The organism is Treponema sp. OMZ 906, assembly GCF_024181185.1.
Taxonomy (GTDB): Bacteria; Spirochaetota; Spirochaetia; order Treponematales; family Treponemataceae; genus Treponema.
This window is the reverse complement of record NZ_CP051196.1, coordinates 2507108-2528727: the sequence shown is the minus strand read 5'-3', so window position 1 is coordinate 2528727 and position 21620 is coordinate 2507108. Positions and strand designations below refer to the sequence as shown.

General features: G+C 45.3%; 35 protein-coding genes. 30 read left to right on the top strand and 5 right to left on the bottom strand.

All coding sequences use genetic code 11. The features are described from left to right. Positions 1-18: 18 nt before the first annotated feature. From rpsJ to E4N69_RS11335, 29 genes are all read left to right on the top strand, one after another. Entirely contained in the window at positions 19-327 is a 309-nt protein-coding gene (rpsJ, locus tag E4N69_RS11475) for a 30S ribosomal protein S10 (RefSeq protein WP_253714505.1), read from the top strand. A 73-nt stretch (positions 328-400) separates the two neighbouring features. Beyond that, complete coding sequence (rplC, locus tag E4N69_RS11470; RefSeq protein ID WP_253823905.1) at positions 401-1027, top strand: 50S ribosomal protein L3; 627 nt, start codon at positions 401-403, stop codon at positions 1025-1027. Positions 1028-1042: 15 nt separating this feature from the next. Next, positions 1043-1681 carry a 50S ribosomal protein L4 gene (gene rplD / locus E4N69_RS11465; RefSeq protein WP_162664405.1) on the top strand — a complete coding sequence of 213 codons (639 nt, stop codon included), beginning with the start codon at positions 1043-1045 and terminating at the stop codon, positions 1679-1681. Continuing rightward, positions 1681-1965 (top strand): 50S ribosomal protein L23, encoded by a 285-nt coding sequence (locus tag E4N69_RS11460; RefSeq protein ID WP_006188372.1) that lies wholly within the window; start codon positions 1681-1683, stop codon positions 1963-1965. Before rplD ends, E4N69_RS11460 begins: the two co-directional genes overlap by 1 nt. Before the next feature lie 33 nt (positions 1966-1998). After that, the gene (gene rplB / locus E4N69_RS11455) at positions 1999-2820 is read left to right on the top strand and encodes a 50S ribosomal protein L2 (protein WP_253823904.1); all 822 of its coding nucleotides are present in this window, start codon (positions 1999-2001) and stop codon (positions 2818-2820) included. A 10-nt stretch (positions 2821-2830) separates the two neighbouring features. Further along, positions 2831-3121 carry a 30S ribosomal protein S19 gene (rpsS, locus tag E4N69_RS11450; protein WP_016522594.1) on the top strand — a complete coding sequence of 97 codons (291 nt, stop codon included), beginning with the start codon at positions 2831-2833 and terminating at the stop codon, positions 3119-3121. 9 nt (positions 3122-3130) lie between these two features. Next, complete coding sequence (gene rplV, locus E4N69_RS11445; RefSeq protein WP_212565611.1) at positions 3131-3496, top strand: 50S ribosomal protein L22; 366 nt, start codon at positions 3131-3133, stop codon at positions 3494-3496. A gap of 2 nt (positions 3497-3498) precedes the next feature. Then, positions 3499-4239: a 30S ribosomal protein S3 gene (gene rpsC, locus E4N69_RS11440; RefSeq protein ID WP_162664403.1), complete on the top strand. Its 741-nt coding sequence runs from the start codon at positions 3499-3501 to the stop codon at positions 4237-4239. A gap of 3 nt (positions 4240-4242) precedes the next feature. Next, positions 4243-4662 (top strand): 50S ribosomal protein L16, encoded by a 420-nt coding sequence (gene rplP / locus E4N69_RS11435; protein WP_162664402.1) that lies wholly within the window; start codon positions 4243-4245, stop codon positions 4660-4662. A gap of 15 nt (positions 4663-4677) precedes the next feature. Continuing rightward, positions 4678-4884: a 50S ribosomal protein L29 gene (gene rpmC / locus E4N69_RS11430; RefSeq protein WP_162664401.1), complete on the top strand. Its 207-nt coding sequence runs from the start codon at positions 4678-4680 to the stop codon at positions 4882-4884. Positions 4885-4894: 10 nt separating this feature from the next. Continuing rightward, the gene (gene rpsQ / locus E4N69_RS11425; protein WP_006188379.1) at positions 4895-5167 is read left to right on the top strand and encodes a 30S ribosomal protein S17; all 273 of its coding nucleotides are present in this window, start codon (positions 4895-4897) and stop codon (positions 5165-5167) included. Between the two features lie 21 nt (positions 5168-5188). Beyond that, positions 5189-5557: a 50S ribosomal protein L14 gene (gene rplN / locus E4N69_RS11420; protein WP_044014180.1), complete on the top strand. Its 369-nt coding sequence runs from the start codon at positions 5189-5191 to the stop codon at positions 5555-5557. Between the two features lie 15 nt (positions 5558-5572). Further along, positions 5573-5887, top strand: a complete 315-nt coding sequence (gene rplX / locus E4N69_RS11415; RefSeq protein WP_006188381.1) for a 50S ribosomal protein L24 — start codon at positions 5573-5575, stop codon at positions 5885-5887. Then, positions 5887-6438: a 50S ribosomal protein L5 gene (gene rplE / locus E4N69_RS11410; protein WP_162664398.1), complete on the top strand. Its 552-nt coding sequence runs from the start codon at positions 5887-5889 to the stop codon at positions 6436-6438. The genes rplX and rplE overlap by 1 nt, the downstream gene beginning before the upstream one ends. Positions 6439-6449: 11 nt before the next feature. Next, on the top strand, positions 6450-6635 hold the full coding sequence (locus E4N69_RS11405; protein WP_081984397.1) for a type Z 30S ribosomal protein S14: 186 nt from the start codon (positions 6450-6452) through the stop codon (positions 6633-6635). Positions 6636-6645: 10 nt separating this feature from the next. Next, positions 6646-7044, top strand: coding sequence for a 30S ribosomal protein S8 (gene rpsH, locus E4N69_RS11400; RefSeq protein WP_162664397.1), 399 nt, complete (start codon positions 6646-6648; stop codon positions 7042-7044). A gap of 9 nt (positions 7045-7053) precedes the next feature. Then, on the top strand, positions 7054-7596 hold the full coding sequence (gene rplF, locus E4N69_RS11395) for a 50S ribosomal protein L6 (RefSeq protein WP_253714503.1): 543 nt from the start codon (positions 7054-7056) through the stop codon (positions 7594-7596). Between the two features lie 11 nt (positions 7597-7607). Beyond that, on the top strand, positions 7608-7970 hold the full coding sequence (rplR, locus tag E4N69_RS11390) for a 50S ribosomal protein L18 (protein WP_044014173.1): 363 nt from the start codon (positions 7608-7610) through the stop codon (positions 7968-7970). An 8-nt stretch (positions 7971-7978) separates the two neighbouring features. After that, positions 7979-8500: a 30S ribosomal protein S5 gene (gene rpsE / locus E4N69_RS11385; RefSeq protein ID WP_016522586.1), complete on the top strand. Its 522-nt coding sequence runs from the start codon at positions 7979-7981 to the stop codon at positions 8498-8500. Positions 8501-8503: 3 nt separating this feature from the next. Beyond that, entirely contained in the window at positions 8504-8689 is a 186-nt protein-coding gene (gene rpmD / locus E4N69_RS11380) for a 50S ribosomal protein L30 (RefSeq protein ID WP_006188388.1), read from the top strand. Continuing rightward, positions 8689-9141, top strand: a complete 453-nt coding sequence (rplO, locus tag E4N69_RS11375) for a 50S ribosomal protein L15 (RefSeq protein WP_162664396.1) — start codon at positions 8689-8691, stop codon at positions 9139-9141. Before rpmD ends, rplO begins: the two co-directional genes overlap by 1 nt. Positions 9142-9158: 17 nt before the next feature. Then, on the top strand, positions 9159-10478 hold the full coding sequence (gene secY, locus E4N69_RS11370; protein ID WP_162664395.1) for a preprotein translocase subunit SecY: 1320 nt from the start codon (positions 9159-9161) through the stop codon (positions 10476-10478). Positions 10479-10520: 42 nt separating this feature from the next. After that, positions 10521-10634 carry a 50S ribosomal protein L36 gene (rpmJ, locus tag E4N69_RS11365; protein ID WP_002672206.1) on the top strand — a complete coding sequence of 38 codons (114 nt, stop codon included), beginning with the start codon at positions 10521-10523 and terminating at the stop codon, positions 10632-10634. Positions 10635-10650: 16 nt separating this feature from the next. Next, positions 10651-11016, top strand: a complete 366-nt coding sequence (rpsM, locus tag E4N69_RS11360; RefSeq protein WP_016519026.1) for a 30S ribosomal protein S13 — start codon at positions 10651-10653, stop codon at positions 11014-11016. 16 nt (positions 11017-11032) lie between these two features. Next, complete coding sequence (gene rpsK, locus E4N69_RS11355; protein ID WP_006188392.1) at positions 11033-11416, top strand: 30S ribosomal protein S11; 384 nt, start codon at positions 11033-11035, stop codon at positions 11414-11416. A 15-nt stretch (positions 11417-11431) separates the two neighbouring features. Continuing rightward, positions 11432-12487, top strand: a complete 1056-nt coding sequence (locus E4N69_RS11350; protein ID WP_162664394.1) for a DNA-directed RNA polymerase subunit alpha — start codon at positions 11432-11434, stop codon at positions 12485-12487. Continuing rightward, entirely contained in the window at positions 12477-12920 is a 444-nt protein-coding gene (gene rplQ / locus E4N69_RS11345) for a 50S ribosomal protein L17 (protein WP_162664393.1), read from the top strand. The genes E4N69_RS11350 and rplQ overlap by 11 nt, the downstream gene beginning before the upstream one ends. Positions 12921-12923: 3 nt before the next feature. After that, complete coding sequence (locus E4N69_RS11340) at positions 12924-13112, top strand: hypothetical protein (RefSeq protein ID WP_006188395.1); 189 nt, start codon at positions 12924-12926, stop codon at positions 13110-13112. 803 nt (positions 13113-13915) lie between these two features. Further along, positions 13916-15055, top strand: a complete 1140-nt coding sequence (locus tag E4N69_RS11335; RefSeq protein ID WP_253824900.1) for an SAM-dependent methyltransferase — start codon at positions 13916-13918, stop codon at positions 15053-15055. Positions 15056-15134: 79 nt separating this feature from the next. Here the strand turns inward: E4N69_RS11335 and E4N69_RS11330 are convergent, their stop codons facing one another. The 5 genes from E4N69_RS11330 to E4N69_RS11310 all read right to left on the bottom strand — a co-directional run bounded on the left by E4N69_RS11330 (position 15135) and on the right by E4N69_RS11310 (position 20110). Then, positions 15135-16433, bottom strand: coding sequence for an S-methyl-5-thioribose kinase (locus E4N69_RS11330; RefSeq protein WP_253823903.1), 1299 nt, complete (start codon positions 16431-16433; stop codon positions 15135-15137). A 76-nt stretch (positions 16434-16509) separates the two neighbouring features. Further along, positions 16510-17247, bottom strand: coding sequence for a WecB/TagA/CpsF family glycosyltransferase (locus E4N69_RS11325; RefSeq protein ID WP_162664391.1), 738 nt, complete (start codon positions 17245-17247; stop codon positions 16510-16512). Then, positions 17229-18053, bottom strand: coding sequence for an RsmE family RNA methyltransferase (locus tag E4N69_RS11320; protein ID WP_253823902.1), 825 nt, complete (start codon positions 18051-18053; stop codon positions 17229-17231). Before E4N69_RS11320 ends, E4N69_RS11325 begins: the two co-directional genes overlap by 19 nt. A 17-nt stretch (positions 18054-18070) precedes the next feature. Beyond that, positions 18071-19564, bottom strand: coding sequence for a S41 family peptidase (locus tag E4N69_RS11315; RefSeq protein WP_253823901.1), 1494 nt, complete (start codon positions 19562-19564; stop codon positions 18071-18073). A gap of 54 nt (positions 19565-19618) precedes the next feature. Continuing rightward, entirely contained in the window at positions 19619-20110 is a 492-nt protein-coding gene (locus E4N69_RS11310) for a prolyl-tRNA synthetase associated domain-containing protein (RefSeq protein WP_253823900.1), read from the bottom strand. A 516-nt stretch (positions 20111-20626) separates the two neighbouring features. Between E4N69_RS11310 and E4N69_RS11305 the strand changes: the two genes are divergently transcribed. Beyond that, on the top strand, positions 20627-21568 hold the full coding sequence (locus tag E4N69_RS11305) for a hypothetical protein (RefSeq protein ID WP_253823899.1): 942 nt from the start codon (positions 20627-20629) through the stop codon (positions 21566-21568). The last annotated feature ends 52 nt before the right edge of the window (positions 21569-21620 follow it).

Sequence of the window (21620 nt, the reverse complement as noted above, 5' to 3'; positions counted from 1 at the left end):
TTTTTGTACGGAGGAAATATGGCTAAGGAAAAGATTCGCGTTAAACTTCGCGGATTTGATGTTGAGTTGGTTGATCAAAGTTCTAAAGCAATTGTACAGGCAGTACAGAAAGTTGGAGCAAAGGTGTTGGGGCCTATTCCGCTCCCTACGCGCATTAATAAGTTTACTGTGCTTCGTTCCCCGCACGTAAATAAAAAGTCGCGCGAACAGTTCGAAATGCGGACGCATAAACGGTTGATCGATATTATTGAACCTTCTGCGGATGTGATGAATGCTTTAATGGCGTTGGAGCTTTCGGCAGGGGTTGACGTAGAAATTAAACAATAAAAGAACGGTAGACGGCATTTAATCAGGATGTGCGTACCGGAGAAGCGATAAGTTTCTCAAGGAGTTGTGAGTTATGGTTGGTCTGATTGGTAAAAAAATCGGCATGACCCAGTTGTTTGATGACGAGGGGCGGCTGACACCTGTTACCGTTTTGCAAGTAGTGCCGAATACGGTGGTCGCAGTAAAAGATGCGGATCATTTCGGTTATGAAGCGGTTGTATTAGGAGCGGGTGAATTAAAAGAAGGACGTGTTTCAAAGGTGTATGCAAATCAATTTGCAGAAGGTGTTACTCCTGTCCGTCTTTTAAAAGAATTTAGAGGTTTTGATAAAGAAGTTACCGTTGGTGCAAAAATCGGTGTCGAAGTTTTGGAATCTGTCCGGTATCTTGATATTACCGCGATTTCAAAGGGAAAGGGCTTTCAGGGTGTTGTAAAGCGCTATGGTTTCGGCGGTGGACGTGCTTCTCACGGTTCAAAGTTTCACCGTGAGCCCGGTTCGACAGGGCAGTGCACCAGTCCGGGGCGATCGTTTAAAAACGTTAAAATGCCCGGTCACATGGGTGCCGAACGAGTAACGGTACAGAATTTGCGGATTGAAAAAATAGATCCCGAATTGGGCGTCGTTATGGTACGTGGTTCCGTTCCCGGTAAAAAGGATGCGGTTGTGTTCCTTAAATCCGCTGTAAAACGGGAAAGATAACGGCAGGAGAAGAGAATGGAAAAGAAAGTCTATTCGATTGATGGTAAGGAATTGCGGACAATTGAACTTAACGATGCGGTGTTCGGTTTGCCTGTGAATGAAGATGTCATTTACTATGCCATTACAAATGAATTAGCAAATATGCGTGTCGGTACGGCGTGTACAAAAGGTCGTGCTGAGGTAAACGGGTCCAATGCAAAGCCGTATAAGCAGAAGGGTACGGGGCGTGCGCGCCGTGGTGATAAAAAATCACCGCTTCTGATCGGCGGCGGTACGATTTTCGGGCCGAAGCCGCGTGATTACAGCTATGCAATTCCGAAAAAAGCAAAGCGGTTGGCGATGAAATCTATTTTGAGCTTGAAAGCTCAGGATGAAGACCGTCTTGTTGTTATAGAAGATTTTACGGTTGAAACCGGTAAAACGAAAGATCTGGTGAAGATATTGCAGGCATTTGTTCAGGATGAGCGCACGGTGCTTGTTTTGAAAGATGATGATGCAATGTTGAAGCGTGCCGGAAAAAATATTCCTACGCTGTCGTTTTTAACGTATAACCGTTTGCGTGCGCACGATCTGTTTTATGGACGGAAAGTGCTGATGCTTGAGTCTGCTGCAAAAAATCTTTCGAGCTTTTATGCGGTCGAGGGGGCTGAGTAATGCAATATACTGATGTTATTATAGCGCCTGTGCTTACGGAAAAATCAAACGAAATGCGTGAGCAGCGTAAATATGTTTTTAAGGTGGATCCGCGCTCTACAAAGGTGCAGATTAAGGAAGCAGTACGGAAGCTTTTTAATGTGAAAGTGCTTAATTGTGCTGTTGTAAACGTCGACGGAAAAATGCGTCGAGTTCGCTATCGGGCAGGTAAGACTGCAAGCTGGAAAAAAGCTATTGTGACGCTTGCTGAAGGCGAATCGATTAAAGTTTTTGAAGGTGCATAACAGCACTTATCGCTGCTTTGAAGGGGAAGATAAATGGCTCTTAAATTATATAAGCCTATAACACCGGGTATGCGCGGTCGAATTGACTTGCTGCGTGATGAAATCACTGCGCAGAAACCTGAAAAAAGCCTTACAACCGGAAAAAAATCCAATGCAGGGCGGGATAGCCATGGGCGTATTTCCGTTCGGCATCAGGGCGGTGGACATAAGCGGAAGTATCGTGAGATCGATTTTAAACGTAACAAGTACGGTATTCCGGGTACGGTTCGAACTATCGAATATGATCCGAACCGTAGTGCAAATATCGCATTGATCTTTTACGCTGACGGCGAAAAACGATACATCCTTGCTCCCAAGGGATTGAAGGTTGGACAAAAAATTATGAGCGGAACAATGGCTGCACTTGAGCTTGCGAATGCATTGCCGCTTGAATCCATACCGGTCGGTTTTACCGTCCATAATGTTGAGTTGACGCTTGGAAAGGGTGGGCAAATGGCTCGTTCCGCCGGTGCGGCTGCGCTCATTGCTGCAAAAGAAGGCGATTATGTAACATTGCGCCTTCCTTCAGGTGAGACCCGCTTGGTGCATAAAAAATGCTATGCAACAATCGGTGAAGTTGGAAATGCCGATCACATGAATATCAATTTAGGAAAGGCGGGACGTGCTCGTTGGCGCGGTGTTCGACCTTCCGTACGCGGTATGGCTATGAACCCTGTCGATCACCCGCTTGGTGGTGGTGAAGGACGCGGAAAAGGACGTAATCCTGTTACTCCGTGGGGTCAGCCTTGTAAGGGATATAAAACCCGTAAGAAGAAGAATACTTCGGATCGGTTTATTGTTTCACGGCGGAAGTAGGGAGTAGAGAATGTCAAGATCTGTTAAAAAAGGCCCTTTTGTAGAAAAAAGCCTGTACAAAAAGGTTGTTGAAATGAGCAAGACGGGAGATCAGAAAACAAAAAAGATGGTTAAGTCTTACTCCCGATGCTCCACGATTATACCTGAGATGGTTGGTTTTACTATTTCGGTATACAACGGTAAATCATGGATCCCTGTGTATATCACAGAGGAGTTTGTTGGACACAAGCTTGGCGAGTTTGCTCCTACCCGTATTTTCCGCGGGCATGGCGGCTCGGATAAAAAAGCGGCGAAAAAGTAGGTGGAAATAATGGCTGAAACAACTGCAAAAAACGGTTACCGCGCTACGATAAAGTATTTTATTGCTTCTCCGACAAAAGTTCGACCGGTTGCGAATGTGATTAAACGCAAGTCTTATACCGATGCAATGGCGATCTTAGAGCACATACCCAATAAAGGGGCAGCGCTGATTTCACAGACGGTTAAGTCTGCTGCTTCGAATGCTTTGAACGGTAATAAAAAACTGGATGAAGATATGCTCTATATCAAAGAGATCCGTATTGATGAAGGACCGAGACTTAAGCGCTTATGGTGCCGCGGCCGCGGACGTGCGGATGTTCAATTAAAACGAATGTGTCACATTACGGTAATAGTTGACGAAAAGGCGGGAGCGTAAGTATGGGACAGAAAGTAAACCCTATCGGGTTAAGACTTGGAATTAACAAAACATGGGCGTCTCGCTGGTATGCAAGTCCGAGAGAATACGCAGATTTGTTGCACGAAGACTTAAAGATTCGCGCAATGCTCCAGACGATGCCTGAGTGTAAAAATGCGGATGTCGCCGACATCGAAATCATCCGTCATCCTCAGCGTGTAACAATTGTTATTCATACTGCGCGGCCGGGTGTAATCATCGGAACGAAAGGTGCCAATATTGAAAAAATCGGCGCTATTATTCAGAAAGAACTGAATAAAAAAGTTCAGATCAAGATTAAAGAGGTGAAGCGTGCTGAATTGAATGCTTCTCTCGTTGCCCAGAATGTTGCCCGTCAGCTGATGGGGCGCGCCTCTTTTAGAAAAGCCTTAAAGCAGGGCTGCTTTTCTACGATGAAGGCCGGTGCACAGGGCATTAAGATCCGTGTTTCAGGTCGTCTCGGCGGTGCGGAAATGTCCCGAACCGAAGAAATGAAGGAAGGGCGGATACCGTTGCATACACTCCGTGCGGATATCGACTACGGTTTTGCGGAAGCGCATACCACCTACGGAAAAATCGGTGTAAAAGTTTGGCTCTATAGCGGCATGATGTACGGCAGCGACCAAAAAGATGACGCCGGTTTATTGTTGAAAAAACAGCGCAAGGAACGCGCTCCTCGGTCGGAAAAAGGCCGCGGTGAGCGTGCGGAAGCAGGGAGGGATTAAGCGATGGCTTTAAGTCCTAAGAGAGTAAAATACCGCAAAATTCAGCGCGGTAGAGTTAAAGGAAACGCAACGCGGTGTAATCATATCGACTTCGGTGAATTTGCATTGGTATCGCTTGAACCCTTTTGGCTGACTAATCGCCAGCTCGAAGCTGCTCGTGTTGCTTTAAACAGAAAGGTAAAGCGCGGCGGTAAGTTGTGGATTCGTGTATTCCCCGATAAGCCGTATACAAAAAAACCGGCTGAAACACGTATGGGTAAAGGTAAGGGGGCTCCGGAATATTGGGTCGCTGTTGTAAGACCCGGAACGGTGCTGTTTGAGCTTACCGGTATTGATCGCTCGCTTGCGGAAGAGGCTATGCGTTTGGCAGGAAGTAAACTTCCGTTTAAGACGCGCTTTGCCGAGCAGCCGCGCGAGAACTAAGATGGAGTTTTCCGAATGAAAAAGCCGAACTATAAAGATTTATCCCTTGCCGAATTGCAGGCAAAGCGGAGCGAACTTAAACAAAAATATATGGATTTGAGGTTTCAGTTTGTAGTGGGACACGTAGAGAACCCTATGCTGAAACGGTCTATGCGCCGCGAAATTGCAGCGCTGAACACATTTATCCGGCAGAAAGAACTGGCCGGTGTAAGTGCAGAGTAGGAGCAGGCCCGTGGAAGAAACAACGGCAAAAAAGAAATCCGGGAACCGCGAGTTTGTTGGTTTAGTAACCAGCGATAAAATGGATAAAACCATTGTTGTGCAGGTCGCTACCAAGAAACTTCATCGGCTGTATAAAAAGTACGTGCTCAATACAAAAAAGTATAAGGCGCATGACGAACAAAATACAGCTCACATTGGTGATACGGTGCGTATTGTAGAGAACCGTCCGATCAGCAAGGAAAAATGCTGGCGTTTGGCGGAGATTATTGAGCGTGCAAAATAACGAGTAAGGAGCGTCTATATTATGGTTCAAGTAGAAACAAGATTAAACGTTGCCGATAACTCGGGTGCAAAAATTGTACAGTGTATTAAGGTGCTCGGCGGATCTCACCGCCGGTATGCCGGTATCGGTGATATTATTGTAGTAGCGGTAAAGGATGCCCTTCCGACGTCTACAATCAAAAAGGGTTCTGTAGAAAAAGCGGTTATCGTCCGCGTTTCTAAAGAATATCGCCGTCCTGACGGGACTTATATCCGCTTTGACGATAATGCGTGTGTGTTGGTCGATGCGAATAAGAACCCCAAGGGTAAGCGTGTTTTCGGGCCTGTTGCGCGTGAACTGCGTGATATGGATTTTATGAAAATCGTATCGCTTGCGCCTGAAGTTCTATAAGGAGATTGAGCATTTATGGAAGGAAAAATCAAGATCCGTAAGAACGATACGGTAGAAGTGATTGCGGGAAGCGAGAAAGGAAAGCGCGGCGCCGTATTGCGTGTTTTACCTGAAAAGAATCAAGTGATTATTCAGGGCATCAATATGGGTAAAAAAGCAATGCGCAAGCGTTCTCAGCAGGATCAGGGTGGAATTGCCGAAATCGAGATGCCGATACATATTTCAAATGTCATGATAGTCGGTAAGAAAAGCGGCGTATCCCGCATTGGATATAAGATGGACGGCGATAAAAAAGTGCGTTTTTGCCGTAAGGGTGGAGAAGTATTATAATGAGCAATTATGTGCCACGGCTTAAGAAAATCTATACGGAAACGATAACGCCTGAGCTTACAAAAGAGTTCGGCTATACTACGGTTATGCAGGTGCCGAAGCTTGTTAAAATCGTACTCAGTATGGGGGTTGGCGAAGCATTGACAAATAAAAAATTGCTTGATGCTGCAGTAACCGATCTCGGTACTATTACCGGCCAAAAAGCGGTAAAAACAAAGGCAAAGAAAAGTATCGCTAACTTTAAACTTCGTGAAGGACATGAAATCGGGGCAATGGTAACATTGCGCGGCGCCAAAATGTATGAATTTTTGGATCGCTTTATTAATATTGCGCTGCCTCGTGTTAAAGATTTCCGCGGTGTCAATCCGAATGGGTTTGACGGGAGAGGAAATTATTCCTTAGGTGTTACGGAACAGATTATCTTCCCTGAAATCGACTTTGATAAAATCGAAAAGATTGCAGGTTTGAATATCAACGTCGTAACGACGGCAAAAACCGATAAAGAAGCGCGGGCGCTTCTTTTGAAGTTCGGCATGCCCTTTAGAAAGTAAGAGAGGTTTTCATGGCAACAACAGCAATGATAAATAAGGCAAACAGCACGCCGAAGTATTCCAGCCGCCAATATAATCGCTGCAGAGTATGCGGTCGTCCGCGCGGATATATGAGAAAATTTCAGATGTGCCGTATTTGTTTTCGCAAATTAGCAAGTGAAGGCCAGATACCTGGCGTTACAAAATCAAGTTGGTAGGAGGTAAAAAATGAGCGTTTCAGATCCCGTCGCAGATATGCTTACAAAGATTCGGAATGCAGCGGCAGCCGGTCATGAGAAAGTCGATGTGCCTTCTTCAAAGTTAAAACTTGAAATTGTGAAGATTTTGAAAACCGAAGGTTTTATTAAGAACTTTAAAAGACTTAACGAAGCCGGCGCAAGTACGATCCGGATGTTCTTAAAATACGATGATAATGAATTACCCGTTATCCATGGTATTGAAAAAGTGTCTACACCCGGACGCCGTGTATATTCAGGATATAAGATGCTTCCCCGCGTATATAACGGGTACGGTACTCTTATTCTTTCAACTTCGGTGGGCGTTATCACCGGCAAGCACGCAAGCGAAAAGCAGGTCGGCGGCGAGCTTATCTGCAAAGTTTGGTAGGAGGCGAGTGTGTCAAGAATTGGAAAACTTCCGGTGGCTGTTCCTGCCGGAGTAAAAATCAATATTGCCGATGGTGCGTTGACCGTTGAAGGCCCCAAGGGGAAACTTTCCCGTAGCTATAATTCGCTGGTACAGGTAAAGTTTGAAAACTCTGAGGTTTCCGTAACGCGGGTAAACGATACCAAAGAAGCCCGCTCATTTCACGGGTTGTATCGGAATTTAATTCACAATATGGTCGTGGGCGTCAGTCAGGGCTTTTCTAAGACCTTGGTTGTTAACGGTGTCGGTTACCGTGCAGAAGTGCAGGGCAAACTGTTGGTAATGGCTTTGGGTTATTCAAACGATTTTATCGCGTTGATCCCCGAAGGCATTGAAGTAAAGGTTGAACCGCAGGGGAATAAAATTATTATCTCCGGTATTGATAAGGAAAAAGTCGGCGAATTTGCAGCGCAGATCCGTAAACTCAGATTACCTGAACCCTACAAGGGAAAGGGTATCCGTTATGAAACCGAAGTCATTAAGCGCAAAGTCGGTAAGACCGGTGTTAAATAAGGATAGGTACTATGTTTAAAAAGCGAATCGAGAAAGATAGAAAGAGATTTAAGCGTAAGGTTCATATCCGTAAACGGATTTATGGAACAGCTGAACGTCCGCGTATGACTGTGTTCCGCAGTAATAAGAATATTTCGGTACAGGTTATCGATGATGACGCACGTGTAACTGTTGCATCGGTATCCACGCTCGAAAAAGATTTTAAGCCTTTAAAGGCAAATATCGAATCCGGAGCAAAAATCGGGGAAGAACTCGGTCGGCGCCTCAAGGAAAAGAATATTACGACGGTTGTTTTTGATCGGAACGGTTATCTGTATCACGGTGTGGTACAGGCGGTTGCAGACGGTGCCCGGAAAGCGGGAATAAATTTCTAGGAGCGGATATGGATCGTCAGAAAGATTTTAACAGAGACAGTTCGCATCGCGAGAAGGAACTGGTAGAAAAGCTGGTTAAGTTAAACCGGACTGCAAAGGTTGTAAAGGGTGGCCGCCGTTTCTCTTTTTCCGCATTAACGGTTGTCGGTGATCAGAACGGACACGTGGGATACGGCTTCGGCAAGGCGAATGATGTAAGCCAGGCCATTAAGAAGAGCATTGAAAAGGCGAAAGCCAATATGATTTATATCCCACTGAAAAACGGCACTATTCCGCATGAAGTGCAGGCTAAGTTCAAGGGTTCTTCGGTATTGCTTCGCCCTGCTCGTTCCGGTACGGGAATTATTGCAGGCGGTACTATTCGTGCAATTATGGAAGCAGCCGGAGCAGCGAATGTTCTTTCAAAATCCTTGGGGTCAAACTCCGCAGTAAATGTTGTGCGGGCGACTTTCGAGGCTGCATCGGAATTGATGGATGCTAAAACGATTGCTAAGAACCGCGGAAAGTCTATTACGGATGTCTGGGGGTAAACTATGGCAAAGAAAATTCGGATTACGTTAGTTAAAAGTACCATTGGACAAAAAAAGCCGGTTCGTGCAACCGTCCGTTCCTTGGGGCTTGGAAAATTGCATTCCGTAGTTGAGCACTCCGCTTCTCCCGCCATCTTGGGTATGGTACGGGCGGTTTCTCACTTAGTTGAAACAGAGGAGCTTGATTAATGTCTGATTTTATATTGAATGCGCCGAAAGGGGCAAATAAAAAGAAGCGCATTGTAGGCCGCGGTTCTTCATCCGGTCGGGGAACGACATCGGGTAAGGGAAACAAAGGCCAGAATGCACGCTCCGGCGGTAAAACCTATATCGGTTTTGAAGGCGGACAAATGCCGTTGTATCGTCGTGTTGCAAAAAAAGGCTTTTCCAACTATCCCTTTAAGGAAACGTATTCGGTCGTCAATTTATTTATGATCGACGAAAAATATTCCGATGGGGAAACCGTTAATAAAGAAACGCTGAAAGCAAAGGGGCTGGTAAAAAAACAGACTACTTTGGTAAAAGTGCTCGCTTCCGGAGAGCTTACGAAAAAGTTGACGGTTGATGTAGATAAAGTTTCCGCACAGGCGCAGGCAAAGATTGAAAAAGCCGGCGGGACGGTCGTTAAACAAAACGGCTAAACAGGCGGGCTTCATACATGGCTAACAATGCACTTGTAAATGTATTTCGGATAAAAGAATTACGCGATCGTATTCTGTTTACGATTGGAATTTTGATCGTATTTCGCTTGGGATCGGTACTGACTATTCCCGGTATTGATCCCCACGCCTTATCGGCATATTTCCAATCGCAGGTACGGGGAAATGCTTTTGTCGATTATATGGACTTCTTTGTCGGCGGAGCATTCTCCAACTTTTCCGTATTCATGCTTGGCGTTATGCCGTATATCTCAACTCAAATTTTGATGCAGCTTGCGTTATTCGTATTTCCGAGTTTGAAAAAGATTGCGGAAGATGACGGCGGCCGGAAAAAGATACAGGTATGGACGCGTATTCTCACCGTGTTTGTCGCATTGATTCAATCGTATGCGGTAACCTTTTATGCGTATATGATACCCGGCGCTATCGTGCTTCAAAGCCGGTTTATGTACATCTTTGTTACGATGCTTACCGTAACAACGGGTACCATGATAACGGTCTGGCTGGGTGAGCAGATTACGGCGCGTGGTATTGGAAACGGTATTTCGATGATTATCTTCGCGGGTATTATTGTCCGGTTACCCCATGCCGTTTCGCAGATGATCCGGCTGGTGCGGCTCGGCGAATTGAACCTCGTTTTTGTCGTTATCGCGTTGATTATGTTTGTCGGTATTATCGTACTGGTTGTTTATGAGCAGCAAGGGCAACGGAAGATACCGGTGCACTATGCGAAGCGGGTTGTCGGACGGAAAATGTATGGCGGTCAAAACACCTATATTCCGTTTAAGATCAATCCGTCGGGTGTTATCCCGATCATCTTTGCCTCATCGTTTTTGACGTTCCCGATTTCGATTGCGACAACGATAGGGCCGAATGTTCGATGGCTGAACAGCCTTGCGCATTTCTTACGCCCGAACGGCTGGTGGTATAATATTTTCTATTTGATCCTTATTGTGTTTTTTGCATATTTTTATACACAGATTTCGTTAAACCCCACAGAAATTGCAAAGCAGATAAGGGAAAACGGAGGTTCTATTCCCGGAATTAGAACCGATAAAACCGAGGAATACTTGCAGCGGATTTTAAACCGGCTGATTTTACCCGGTTCGTTGTATTTGGCGCTGATTGCTGTCTTGCCGACTGTAATACAGACCATTTTCGGCTTCCCTCAATCGATTTCGATGCTGATGGGCGGAACCTCGCTTCTCATCTTGGTTGGCGTTGATCTTGATACGATGAGTCAAATCGAAGCGCAGCTTAAAATGCACCATCACGAGGGGTTGGTAAAACGAGGAAAGCTCAGATCACGGAATCTGTAGTATTTCGGGAAAGGTGATTCTTTTGTTAAGGAGAAAAACAATATGAAAGTAAGAACCAGCGTAAAGCCTATTTGCGATAAATGTAAGGTTATTAAACGCAACGGAATTGTGCGGATTATCTGCACGAATCCCAAACACAAGCAGCGCCAAGGCTAATGGAGGAAACTGAAGAATGGCTCGTATTTCTGGGGTCGACCTCCCCAATAAACATGTTAATATCGCGTTGACGTATATCTATGGAATATCTCACTCATCTGCAAAAGCAATTTGTGAAAAGTCAAAAATTGATCCGATGCGGATGATCAACGATTTAAATCAGGATGAACTTGCCGCTATCCGTGCCGTTATCGATCAGGACTACAAGGTTGAAGGTCGGCTTCGCACCGAAGTTGCCTTAAACATCAAACGCTTGATGGATATCGGCTGCTATCGCGGTCTTCGGCATCGAAAGGGTTTGCCCGTCCGCGGACAACGTACAAGAACCAATTCCCGTACTCGCAAAGGTAAGAAGAAGACCGTTGCCGGTAAGAAGAAGTAATTTTGGAGGATAAGCTGTGGCTACAACTGCAAAAAAACGAAAAGAAAAGAAAAGCGTATATGAAGGAAATGTCTATATTCAGGCTACCTTTAATAATACCATTATTACCATAACCGATTTGAAGGGCAATGCGTTGTCTTGGGCATCCTCCGGCGGATTGGGCTTTAACGGTGCGAAAAAATCAACCCCCTTTGCTGCACAGACAGTCGCTGAAACGGCTGTACAGCGCGTCCAGCAGTATGGATTACGGGAAGTTCACGTATTTGTGAAGGGACCCGGTGTCGGCCGCGAATCCGCAATCAGAACGCTTGGCGTTATGGGGTTAAAGGTTCGCTCTATCAATGACGTCACGCCTATTCCGCATAACGGTTGTCGTCCCCGCAAGACCCGCCGTATCTAATAAAAAGGAGTTTAAATGGCTCGTAAAAATCTTTTGAAAGGATTCAAAAAACCAAAAGGTCTGGAGTTTGCGGCCGATGTCTCAAACGACAGCTATGGTAAGTTTACGGCGTCTCCCTTTGAAACAGGCTTCGGTACAACGATCGGCAATTGTTTGCGGCGTGTTTTGTTGTCTTCGATACAAGGGTATGCTATTTCCGCTGTAAAAATTACCTCTTACGGTGATGATGATGTCCCGCATGGTATCTCAAGCGAGTTTGAAGCAATTCCAAATGTAACCGAAGACACGATGGAAGTTTTGAATAACCTGAAACAAATGCGGCTGCGGCTCCCGAATGAGATTGAACAAGATGTCTTTTTGTTTGATTTTAAAGGTCCCTGCTCCGTTAGTGCGGCCGATTTTGCAAAACCCGGTCAACTTGAAATTTTATCCGGCGATCTCCATATTATGGAGCTGATGGAAAATGCTCATGTTGAATTGGAGATTCAAGTTGATTTCGGCCGCGGTTATGTACCGGCAGAGACGAACGAAAAATATGTCGAAGTGGTTGGGACAATCTCGTTGGATACCATTTTTAGCCCGGTTCGAAAAGTCAGCTATGAAATTCAACCGTGCAGAGTAGGGCAGCGCAACGATTATGACAAGCTTGTACTTGAGATCTGGACGGACGGTACTATCCGGCCTGAAGACGCTTTAGCGGAAGCTGCAAAAATTGCGAAAGAACATTTTACCGTTTTTGTCAATTTCAACGAAAATGAATTGCTCAGTGATGATGAATCCGATGAAAGCGATGAAATGATAAAGCAGTTGCTTGACACTCCGATCACCGAGCTTGATCTTTCCGTGCGGGCTTCCAATTGTTTGAAAAACGCAAACGTTTCAACAATCCGCGATTTGACCATGATGACCGAGGATGAGATTTCGAAAACTCGAAATGTCGGAAAGAAGAGTTTGCAGGAAATACAAGAAAAGTTGGCGGAACGTAATTTGAGTTTGGGTATGACTGATTACAGTCATTTAAAGAATTCGATCAAGTTATCGAGACAGAAGGAAGAAACAGATGAAGCATAAAAACGGCTTTAATCCGCTTTCACGTACTAGTGCACATCGCCGCGCATTGCATCGTAACATGGTTACATCACTGTTTAAGTACGAGCGGATTACTACGACAAAACAAAAGGCGATGGAGATTCGGAGAACCGCAGAAAAGCTTATTACCCGTGCTAAGGTCGATTCAGTACATAATCGGCGGCAGGCTGCAACCTATATTTGGGATGAGGCAATCTTGAATAAATTGTTTACCGACATCGGTCCGCGCATGAAGGATCGGAACGGCGGATATACCCGCGTACTTAAATTAGGGTTGCGTGAGGGTGATGCCGCACAGGTTGCAATTTTAGAGCTGGTTGACTATACGCTCGATAAGAGCACGAAGAAGTCGGCAGATGCAAAGAAAGACGGTGCAGACAAGGGCGCTGCAAAGTCAAAGGCAGCGGAGGGCTAAACTATGTCGAAAGCACATCGCGGGAAAGGAATTAAAAGCGTTCCCAATCATGGGCGGGGAACCTGCCCCGTAACCGGCCAAACCGGTGTTAAACTCCTGTATGAACAGGAAATTGACGGAAAGAAAGTCAATATCTCAAAAGTCGGCCGTGCAATGCTGAAAAACAAAAAGGCCGCCGAAGCTAAGGCGTAAATATAACGCTATGTTTTGCAAAAAACGCTCGCTCTGCCGAGCGTTTTTTTATGCCCTATTGTTTTTGCCATAGCGGTAGTGCGACTTGTCATACTGATAGTTTTGCTCATGTATCACATAAACAAACTGAATTTTGAAATTGCTCGCATTGTTTTAGGCAGGCATTACAGGCCGTTTTATATTTTTCTATTAGAGAGCCGCATTCAGTATATATTAATTTATCAAGCTTGATTCCTGTCCATGGCTCGTTCGGAAACTGTACAGTGTAATTATGTAACGTTTTAAGTAATTGACATATAAAATATCTTGAATCAATTCCCTCAATTTTGAAACTAAAACGGTCATTGGATTGAATAGTAAAACTCAGCAACGTTTCACTAATTTTTTTGCATGTTAATCTTTTATAGTATCCTTCCTGATCGATATTCACATATGCACTTTTATGTATTTCTAAATTTTCAACATGCTTAATCCATTGTAAAAAATTCGGAAATGAATCCATTATCGCCGAAAAATTTACTGTTATGGAATAATCATAATAATAGAAATGTAAGTTTGTCCAACCGTGATGAACATGATCAAATTTTGTAAAAAGCTTATAATACAATTGTTTATATCTGTTCATTGCTTATACCTCGGATTCTTATTATACCATACTATTGATTTAATCTCATTTATGCCCTATTGTTTTTGCCGATACAAAAGAAAAGACTATTATGATGATGATTGATTCGTGCGGAGGATTTAATACCCCGACGCTTTGCGTCGTAACAAAGGGTATTAAAGCCGACTGCAACCACCTTATGAGAACAACATACTCCGACGCTTGCGTCGGGGTTGTTGATTTGTGTAAAATTGCCGCTGCCAACCCTTATGGTTCTATTTGTAAGTTAGCTGGTAAGGCATGGATACCGGTAAAAGGTTTTGAATCGCATTTGGATGATGAGCTGGCTTTGCAGGCTCACGGTTTGCCCGAGCGTATGTGGCGCTTTTCTTCCGCTTCCGAAGGCCATAGTGATTTTAAGTTGAACGATAGTACTGTTCAATCAAGCAAGCTTGTGTATTGCGAAGGAATAGAGCGGGAGGTCTTTTGGAAACAGCTGTGCTGGGAAGAACCGTTTGTGGTGCGGTTCCGCAGTATTGGAGAAGCTGCGGAGCTGTTGCGGGCTATTCAGCGGAATTGGGCGCACTATCCGCTTAACTGTTTTAGGCGGGCGGAATTGATTGGGGAAAAACTGCCGTATATCAGCAAAAAAGAAAAAGCATTTCCGTATACCGTGCCGCTTGCCGGTATGGGGGTGTGGTCGTTGCTAGATGAGCATACCTTGCTTGCATCTGCGAAAACCTCGTCGCCGTTTCCGCTCGGCGTTATCCGTTTTACCGAAGACCATCAAAATCCGCCAAGCCGTGCCTACCTTAAATTATGGGAAGCCTTAACTCTGTTAGACTTTTACTATCGGCGTGCTGCAGAGCAAAAGGGAGGGGCTGTTCCATCGGTAATACCGGTAGAGTGGGCATTACCTCAGCGCGGTTCCCATTGTGTGGATGCAGGGGCGTGCCCCGGCGGCTGGACATGGGTACTGAATAATCTGGGCGCGGAGATAACCGCTATCGACCGGAGCCCGCTGGCAGATTTTTTGATGCGTGAACCGCGGATTACGTTTATGCAGCATGATGCGTTTACATTAACTCCCGAAAGTCTCGGTAAACAGGATTGGGTATGTTCCGATGTTATTTGTTATCCGCCCCGCTTACTGGAATGGGTTGAACGGTGGCGGGCAAGCGGTCTTTGTTCAAAATTTATCTGCACAATCAAAATGCAGGGGGCGCCCGACTTCGATACGATCCGCCGTTTTGCGGAAATTCCTCATTCAAAAATCGTTCATCTTACTGCAAATAAACACGAGCTGACGTGGCTGTGTGCGCCGTTCATTGATGAGTGACCGTTACATAATGGGTAATGGTTGTTGGTCTGGGGGCATCGGTGATATCTTCGCAAGTTTAGCGGAAGGCCTTTCTCATTTATATACCGCTGTGTAAAAGCGCTTCCCTAAAGTATGTAATCGTGAGTGCTCCAATATTCGCTTGCTGCCGTCGCTTAATTAACCTACAGGCTATCTTTATGATGATGCGTTCCATAGTAATGCGGCGTGTGTCCTGCCCCATCGCATCGAATTCAGCAGTTTTTGTGTCGCCGGCAGCGCGGCGGATTATTTCCGTACCGGCAAAGCCGTAGGCATCGGCAAGTATTTCAGCAAGCCGCCGCCGGATATACCGTTCGTTGTAGAGCGGGTCGCTTAATGGAACTGTTTTACACCGTTCCAACGCCTTTGCGGTAAAAAGCTGCGGGAGTGCTTCTATTGTGGCGGCTATTCGTTCAATAAAATTATCAAAAGCATCGGCGGCGGAGAACTTTTTGCGGGTAAAAGCGGCGTACATCCACGCACAATAAAGATTTGCGATAATATTGCCGAGGTCATATCCGATTGGGCCGTAAAAGGCAAATTCGGGGTCGATAATTTTCATGCACGGCTCGGTACACGGCTCGCTCGTTGTATTCTTATCGTGACTGGCATTCGTATCGATAGGTACGCCGATAGTATTGCCGATAAAAATTGAGCCGGTGTGTAAATCACCGTGGATAAGCGCCTCTGCCTTATTCATAAAGGTTTCCCGCAGTGAAGCGACTTCGGCTTTAAGCGCTTCGTCGTTGTAAAGTGTTTTTTGAATAAAGTTCTCGTTACCGGGGGTAATACGGTTGCGGTTTTTTCCGTTGCAGTACGGCTCGGAAAAAACAAGCGTTTCGGAAATTGCGCATAGTTCGGGATTGATAAAAGCACTTACCCGCTCCTTCTTTTCTTCCGGAGACAAAAACAAATCGCTTGTTGCGAAAACCGCATTCGCCAAAAAGGATGCAGCATTTTCCGCGAAATTTGCCGGAAGCGGACGTCCTGCCATCAGTTCCTTCCGTAAATTACCGCAATAGGAAATATCTTCCATGCAGATAATGCTCATTGTATCGTCGTAGGCATAAATACGGGGTATGAACTGCGGGGTAAGATCGGCGTAAATGCGGAGCGCTTCCGCCTCTCTTTTGCTGCGAGTAATATCGAGCGGACGTCCCGATGAACGGAGCAGCCGGTCTGCCTGCTTGACAATAATGCTTTTTCCGCCTATCCGTGAGCGCACACGGAATACATAGTTGATATTGCCGTCCCCGATTTCTTCCGCGTCGAGCGGTTCATCGGCGGAAAATAGCTTGAGCTGTTCAACGAGGTAGGCCTTTACGGTTTCCGTATCAAGTAAATAATGTGCTTTCATATAGTGTATCTGTATTGGGCATACCTAAAAATTCGGTTAAATTTTTAGAGGTTCCTTGTTGAGTATGTTCAGTTAGTTATGTCCTGAACAATCGGTAGAACAGTACGATCAGCAGAAAGAGAAGATAGCGAAACACGTAAAATATTTTAAAAGGATTGCGCAGCAGCTGCGGCAAAAACTCACGCCCTTTTCGAAATGCAGCGTCGGAAATGCGCTTTTTACGTTTTGCAAAGATATCGATGATATCATTATTGTGGATAAAGATGCTTGCAGGTAATTTGGCTTTATTCCGATAAATCCATCGGACACCGCCGGGAATACCGTTTCCGGCGATCAATAGTGCAGGGTGAGCTTTTACAATTGACAAGATAATATCCGGTTCCATACTCTTGCGGTAAAAACCGTTAAAGCGACCGACAATACCTATGCCAGGAAAGGTTACGTGTACATTGCGTTCGGCATCCAACAGATTCTGCGCCCGTCCTCCCAGGATGTAGAGCGTTTTATAGTGAGAATCGATGATGTTCAAGATTCTGATAATCATATCAAAGGAATCGCGTCTGATCGGTACGGGAAGTTTGAGGAACTGCGCCGCTTTTAATAAACTTCTTGAAAGCGGAAGACAGAGCGCTGCTTGTTCAAGCATTGCGCGGTATTCCGCATCGCGGCGCGCTCTGAGCAAATCCCAAATTGTAATAAACACGATATGCTGAGGTTCTCCTTTATCCACCATATCCATTATGGTTTGTTCAATATCTTCGTCGGGAAGAATGTCGATGGGGATTGCTAAGAGTTTTATACGGGTAATTGCCATTGGTCAGCCTCGTTTATAATAATTTGCGCCGCTGCAATTGCATACAGTGCGGCGGTTTCTGCACGTAATACGTTCGTTTTAAAATGAATGGTTTGGAATTCCGCGTCGCGAAGTACTGCTGCTTCCGCGGGGCTTATGCCTCCCTCCGCTCCGATTGCGAGCACGATATGGGAAGGCTTTTCTGCAAGCAGTTGGTGAAATCCGACAGATGTCACGGCGGCTTCGCTGCACTGAGCAAACACGGTAGTAGCAGCCGGTACAAGCGTTTTTAAGGTGTTGAGTGCTTCGGCAAGCGGAGCCGGTTCCATAACGATGGTATCGATCGGAGAGCCCGATTGCTGCCGCGCTTCTTTGATAATGCGCCTGAACCGTTCCAACTGTGCAGGGTTTTGTTTTTTTGCAATGGAAAATTCTCCGATTACCGGTAAAACGGCGCGCACGCCTGCCTCCGTTGCCTGCCTAATAATGGTGTCGGTTTTAGAGCCTTTGAGCACCCATTGCAGCAAGATAAGTTCGGCAGCAGGTGCGGCATACGCAGGCAAACTGTTTGCGGCTTCGTTGGTTGCACCCGCAGCAGCCGTCCCGCACACACTGAGAGGCGTTGTCCGCCGCTTTAACCGCAGCGTTTTCTTTACAGTATTTATCGAATCGATGACCATATCGGCGGCACCGCTTTGCGGCAGCTGCGCATGCAGGACATCACCCTCCCGCATACGCCGTACTTTTATCAAGTATATAAAGGCCTTGCCGCTCAAGGTGAGCATGCCGTTACCATCCGGCTCTTGCTCGATAATAAATTGCTTCATTACTTCGTAATACCGATTTATGAAGCCTTCTTCAACTTAGCTGCGGCTTTTTCTTGAGCTGCTTCTTCCTGCATTTGACGCACGGTTTTACTGTTTCGCAACAACTGCGGCAGGGTTCCGCTTTTAAGAATTTTGACAGCTTCCTGCAGCGGTGCGTCATAGTCAATATCAGCTGCCGGAGCAGTATGCGTTCTATTGTATTCCTGCCGAATCAAGATGCGGAGCAACTCTTTGTTCAATGAATACTCTTTTGCGAGTGTTTCCGCATATCGGGTAATTTGCGCAGCAGTTAAATCCTTGTTTTTCTCTACAAAGGTGGAAAGTTTTTCATCTTTGAATAGCTTTTCCAGCTGTTTTTCGTCATCTGCCGATAGCGGCGGAAACAGCAGTACCTCTTTGTCCGGTTTGATACCGGTCTTGTCGATATTTGCGTCACTCGGTGTATAATAGCGTGAAGTCGTCATCTTAAAGGAATCTTTTTGTGTCAACTCAAAGATCTGCTGTACGGAACCTTTCCCGTAGCTGGTTTCTCCGATGAGGTATGCACGCTTATAATCTTTTAAGGCGCCTGCCAATATTTCCGAAGCACTTGCCGAACCTTTATTGATAAGCACAACAAGCGGCACATCTGCAAACACCGCATCGATCGCAGCGTTTTTGTTAAACTCAAGGTTATTCTGCGGGATACGCGATTTTGTAGAAACAATCAATCCTTCTTTAATAAAAAGGCTCGCCGTATCGACTGCTGCAGTGATAAGTCCCCCCGGATTATTTCGGAGATCGAGTACCAATTTGGTTACGCCTTCCGCTTGTAGGCTTTCCATTGCTTCCCGTATGCGCCGGCTGCTGTTGGGGTTAAATTCTATCAGGCGGATATAGCCGATATCCTTATCGAGCTTCATGTATTTAATGGTCGGCACTTCAATCCGAGCCCGTACCAGCTTAACCGGAAACTCCATATTCTTTCCGCGCCGGACGGTTACGGTAACGGATGTACCGATTTTGCCGCGGAGCTTTGCCACTACATCCGCCTGTGTCATCTCGATAGTGGATTCTCCTTCGATTTCGGTAACGAGGTCATCTGCCTGAATACCGGCTTTCCATGCAGGGGTTCCTTCGAGGGCAGATGCAACTTCAATATAGGATGGACGTTCAGCTGTTGAAGCAGTAGGCTTGGTAAAGGTAATACCTATTCCGCCGAAGTAGCCGGTTGTGGTATCCTGTAATCCTACGCCGGTTAAGCTGCCGTTGTCAATATACATGGTATACGGGTCTTTGAGTGCATTGAGCATTCCTTCCGCGGCGCCCTGAAAGAGTACCTCCGGATTTACCTCATCGACATAATAGCGTTGGAGCGCCTCATTTAAGTATTGCAGGTATTGCATATACGGTATTGTACTTTGAGTCCGATCCTGCTGTGATTGAGCAAAGATAGACGGCGCATACGATACGGTAGAAATGAGAATAACGGAAAATAAACAGGTAATAATCCAAATTTTTCGCGGTTTCATAGAAAATATTTTCTATTATATTGGAAAATTGTCAAGCCTTTTATTGACCGGTTTTTATGCATTAATGATAAAATACTCGTGTCCCGTGTTTTTGATAAAACGCTGCAGGTCGCCGGAATCGATGAAAACCGTCGCTGTATTTTCATTTGGATGAAAGGTTAAAATGCGGTATTCGTCAAGCATTGATTTATCAAAGTATACGGGGACATCGTGTGCGGTGTTGTTTAATAAACCGAACGGTGACACCACTCCAGCTGCAAGGCCGAGTTTTTCCGCTAACAATTCTGCTGACGCAAACTTAAATTCTTTTTCTTCAAGCATTTCCGCACATTTTTTCATATCAAGCCGTTTTGCCTCATCCATAATGAGTAGAATACACCGTTTTTTATTTCTGTTCCGCAAAAAGAGCGTTTTTGTCCGGCATCCTTCTTTGCCTTCGATGTATTTATCGGCTTCTTCTGTAGTTAATGCCGGCGGGTGTTCAACTACTTCATAGCTGATACCCATATCTTGCAATGCTTTGTAAACATTTTCAGCTGGTGTCATAAAAATCTCCTTGTGTCTTATCCGGTTTTTTAAATACTATAACATAAATGACATAAAGCACAACACATCGATGTTTTCGGAATATATAAGGCAACCTCACTTATTCTGCGGGGCTGATAAAGAATACCTGATGCGTTTACCCTGTGATCGCGCTCAGGGCAACCGCATCAAAAATATTTTTAGCGGTTGTCTTCCTTCTGTGCGAAATTTTGTTCAAAATTTCGCATATTTTTCCGGCAAATGGGTAAACGCATCAGGCAGAGTAGATAAAAATCGCAGAAAAATTGAAACTGTGAGACCATTTGAACCGCAAAGAGGTTCAACTCTGGTCGAATAGTATCAATTTTTCCGCGGGGATATTAAAAAAACGGCCTGATGCGTTTACCCTGTGATCGCGTTGTCGAGGTCTTGCATAAAAAGCTGCATCCGTGTAGGCTTGATAGCGCGCCGTTTTTATGCAACGTTGTTTTTATGTTACGTTGTCGTGAAAAAAACGAGCAGTCTAAGGAGTGTTTTATGAAGAAACTGATTGCATCGGTGATTGGTGCCCTGCTGATTCTCAGTACGCTTTCTGCACAGGAAGAAGGGGCAGAGGAAAAGTCAAAGGTAAAATATTCGACAAATATCAATCTGGCTATTACCTATCCTTGGGCAGGTAAGTTGAGTGTAACGGAAGTTATTAAAGTTCCGGTTTTGAACTTTGATAATCCGCTTATGCGTGGTAATAATATTAAATTTAAACTAGGGGCGGAACTTACGCCGGTTACCGTGGAAGGGAAGTTTGATGTGGTCTGGACTCCGCTCGCTTTTTTAGAAATATACGGAGGGGCAAGTGTTGGATCCGGATGGACACTTGCAGGGTGGCACGGCCTTGCGTTAAATCAGAATGTTTCCGACACAACGCAGAAAGTTCCTATTAACTTTAAGAAGGCATTTTATACCGCTAATTTAGGCGCCGCTTTGCAATTTGATTTGGGGGCAATTATTCCGAATGATTGGACTCATATAATCGCGAGGGTTGATCAGTACTTTTTATACAAGGGCGTAACAGGGGTCGGATCGCTTGATTCGTGGGTGTTTCAGAATGATGACGGCGAAAACAGAAACGGTTTTACGTACTGTGGCTCGTATGTCCTAGGCTATCAAATGCCCCTACCGATGAACATGATTGCATTGAGAGTGGAAACGGAGAAAACCTTTTTTAAAGTTCCCTCTGACGCTGATAAACGTAATTGGGGCGAAGATCGTTATAATGTTGTGTTTGGCCCAATCATCAGCTTTAAACCGATCGATCAGCTGACGATCATGTTGATTGCACAATGGAAGACCGCTCATAACTATACAGTCGATGATTTAAAAACATTTTATCAAAAACGTACAATCGATAAAAGTAAGCTGGACAAGATAGTCTTTAAGCGTGTGGGGATTATCTTCGATGTGAATCTCCCCAACAACTAATGGGCATCTCTAAAAACTTGGCTAGATTTTTAGTGATACCCTGACAAATGCT

What these genes read in the sequence shown, in the direction of transcription:
- rpsJ (WP_253714505.1), top strand. Translation starts at nt 19, where the DNA reads ATGGCTAAGGAAAAGATTCGCGTTAAACTTCGCGGATTTGATGTTGAG.
- rplC (WP_253823905.1), top strand. Translation starts at nt 401, where the DNA reads ATGGTTGGTCTGATTGGTAAAAAAATCGGCATGACCCAGTTGTTTGAT.
- rplD (WP_162664405.1), top strand. Translation starts at nt 1,043, where the DNA reads ATGGAAAAGAAAGTCTATTCGATTGATGGTAAGGAATTGCGGACAATT.
- E4N69_RS11460 (WP_006188372.1), top strand. Translation starts at nt 1,681, where the DNA reads ATGCAATATACTGATGTTATTATAGCGCCTGTGCTTACGGAAAAATCA.
- rplB (WP_253823904.1), top strand. Translation starts at nt 1,999, where the DNA reads ATGGCTCTTAAATTATATAAGCCTATAACACCGGGTATGCGCGGTCGA.
- rpsS (WP_016522594.1), top strand. Translation starts at nt 2,831, where the DNA reads ATGTCAAGATCTGTTAAAAAAGGCCCTTTTGTAGAAAAAAGCCTGTAC.
- rplV (WP_212565611.1), top strand. Translation starts at nt 3,131, where the DNA reads ATGGCTGAAACAACTGCAAAAAACGGTTACCGCGCTACGATAAAGTAT.
- rpsC (WP_162664403.1), top strand. Translation starts at nt 3,499, where the DNA reads ATGGGACAGAAAGTAAACCCTATCGGGTTAAGACTTGGAATTAACAAA.
- rplP (WP_162664402.1), top strand. Translation starts at nt 4,243, where the DNA reads ATGGCTTTAAGTCCTAAGAGAGTAAAATACCGCAAAATTCAGCGCGGT.
- rpmC (WP_162664401.1), top strand. Translation starts at nt 4,678, where the DNA reads ATGAAAAAGCCGAACTATAAAGATTTATCCCTTGCCGAATTGCAGGCA.
- rplN (WP_044014180.1), top strand. Translation starts at nt 5,189, where the DNA reads ATGGTTCAAGTAGAAACAAGATTAAACGTTGCCGATAACTCGGGTGCA.
- rplX (WP_006188381.1), top strand. Translation starts at nt 5,573, where the DNA reads ATGGAAGGAAAAATCAAGATCCGTAAGAACGATACGGTAGAAGTGATT.
- rplE (WP_162664398.1), top strand. Translation starts at nt 5,887, where the DNA reads ATGAGCAATTATGTGCCACGGCTTAAGAAAATCTATACGGAAACGATA.
- E4N69_RS11405 (WP_081984397.1), top strand. Translation starts at nt 6,450, where the DNA reads ATGGCAACAACAGCAATGATAAATAAGGCAAACAGCACGCCGAAGTAT.
- rpsH (WP_162664397.1), top strand. Translation starts at nt 6,646, where the DNA reads ATGAGCGTTTCAGATCCCGTCGCAGATATGCTTACAAAGATTCGGAAT.
- rplR (WP_044014173.1), top strand. Translation starts at nt 7,608, where the DNA reads ATGTTTAAAAAGCGAATCGAGAAAGATAGAAAGAGATTTAAGCGTAAG.
- rpsE (WP_016522586.1), top strand. Translation starts at nt 7,979, where the DNA reads ATGGATCGTCAGAAAGATTTTAACAGAGACAGTTCGCATCGCGAGAAG.
- rpmD (WP_006188388.1), top strand. Translation starts at nt 8,504, where the DNA reads ATGGCAAAGAAAATTCGGATTACGTTAGTTAAAAGTACCATTGGACAA.
- rplO (WP_162664396.1), top strand. Translation starts at nt 8,689, where the DNA reads ATGTCTGATTTTATATTGAATGCGCCGAAAGGGGCAAATAAAAAGAAG.
- secY (WP_162664395.1), top strand. Translation starts at nt 9,159, where the DNA reads ATGGCTAACAATGCACTTGTAAATGTATTTCGGATAAAAGAATTACGC.
- rpmJ (WP_002672206.1), top strand. Translation starts at nt 10,521, where the DNA reads ATGAAAGTAAGAACCAGCGTAAAGCCTATTTGCGATAAATGTAAGGTT.
- rpsM (WP_016519026.1), top strand. Translation starts at nt 10,651, where the DNA reads ATGGCTCGTATTTCTGGGGTCGACCTCCCCAATAAACATGTTAATATC.
- E4N69_RS11350 (WP_162664394.1), top strand. Translation starts at nt 11,432, where the DNA reads ATGGCTCGTAAAAATCTTTTGAAAGGATTCAAAAAACCAAAAGGTCTG.
- rplQ (WP_162664393.1), top strand. Translation starts at nt 12,477, where the DNA reads ATGAAGCATAAAAACGGCTTTAATCCGCTTTCACGTACTAGTGCACAT.
- E4N69_RS11340 (WP_006188395.1), top strand. Translation starts at nt 12,924, where the DNA reads ATGTCGAAAGCACATCGCGGGAAAGGAATTAAAAGCGTTCCCAATCAT.
- E4N69_RS11335 (WP_253824900.1), top strand. Translation starts at nt 13,916, where the DNA reads ATGAGAACAACATACTCCGACGCTTGCGTCGGGGTTGTTGATTTGTGT.
- E4N69_RS11330 (WP_253823903.1), bottom strand. Translation starts at nt 16,433, where the DNA reads ATGAAAGCACATTATTTACTTGATACGGAAACCGTAAAGGCCTACCTC.
- E4N69_RS11325 (WP_162664391.1), bottom strand. Translation starts at nt 17,247, where the DNA reads ATGGCAATTACCCGTATAAAACTCTTAGCAATCCCCATCGACATTCTT.
- E4N69_RS11320 (WP_253823902.1), bottom strand. Translation starts at nt 18,053, where the DNA reads ATGAAGCAATTTATTATCGAGCAAGAGCCGGATGGTAACGGCATGCTC.
- E4N69_RS11315 (WP_253823901.1), bottom strand. Translation starts at nt 19,564, where the DNA reads ATGAAACCGCGAAAAATTTGGATTATTACCTGTTTATTTTCCGTTATT.
- E4N69_RS11310 (WP_253823900.1), bottom strand. Translation starts at nt 20,110, where the DNA reads ATGACACCAGCTGAAAATGTTTACAAAGCATTGCAAGATATGGGTATC.
- E4N69_RS11305 (WP_253823899.1), top strand. Translation starts at nt 20,627, where the DNA reads ATGAAGAAACTGATTGCATCGGTGATTGGTGCCCTGCTGATTCTCAGT.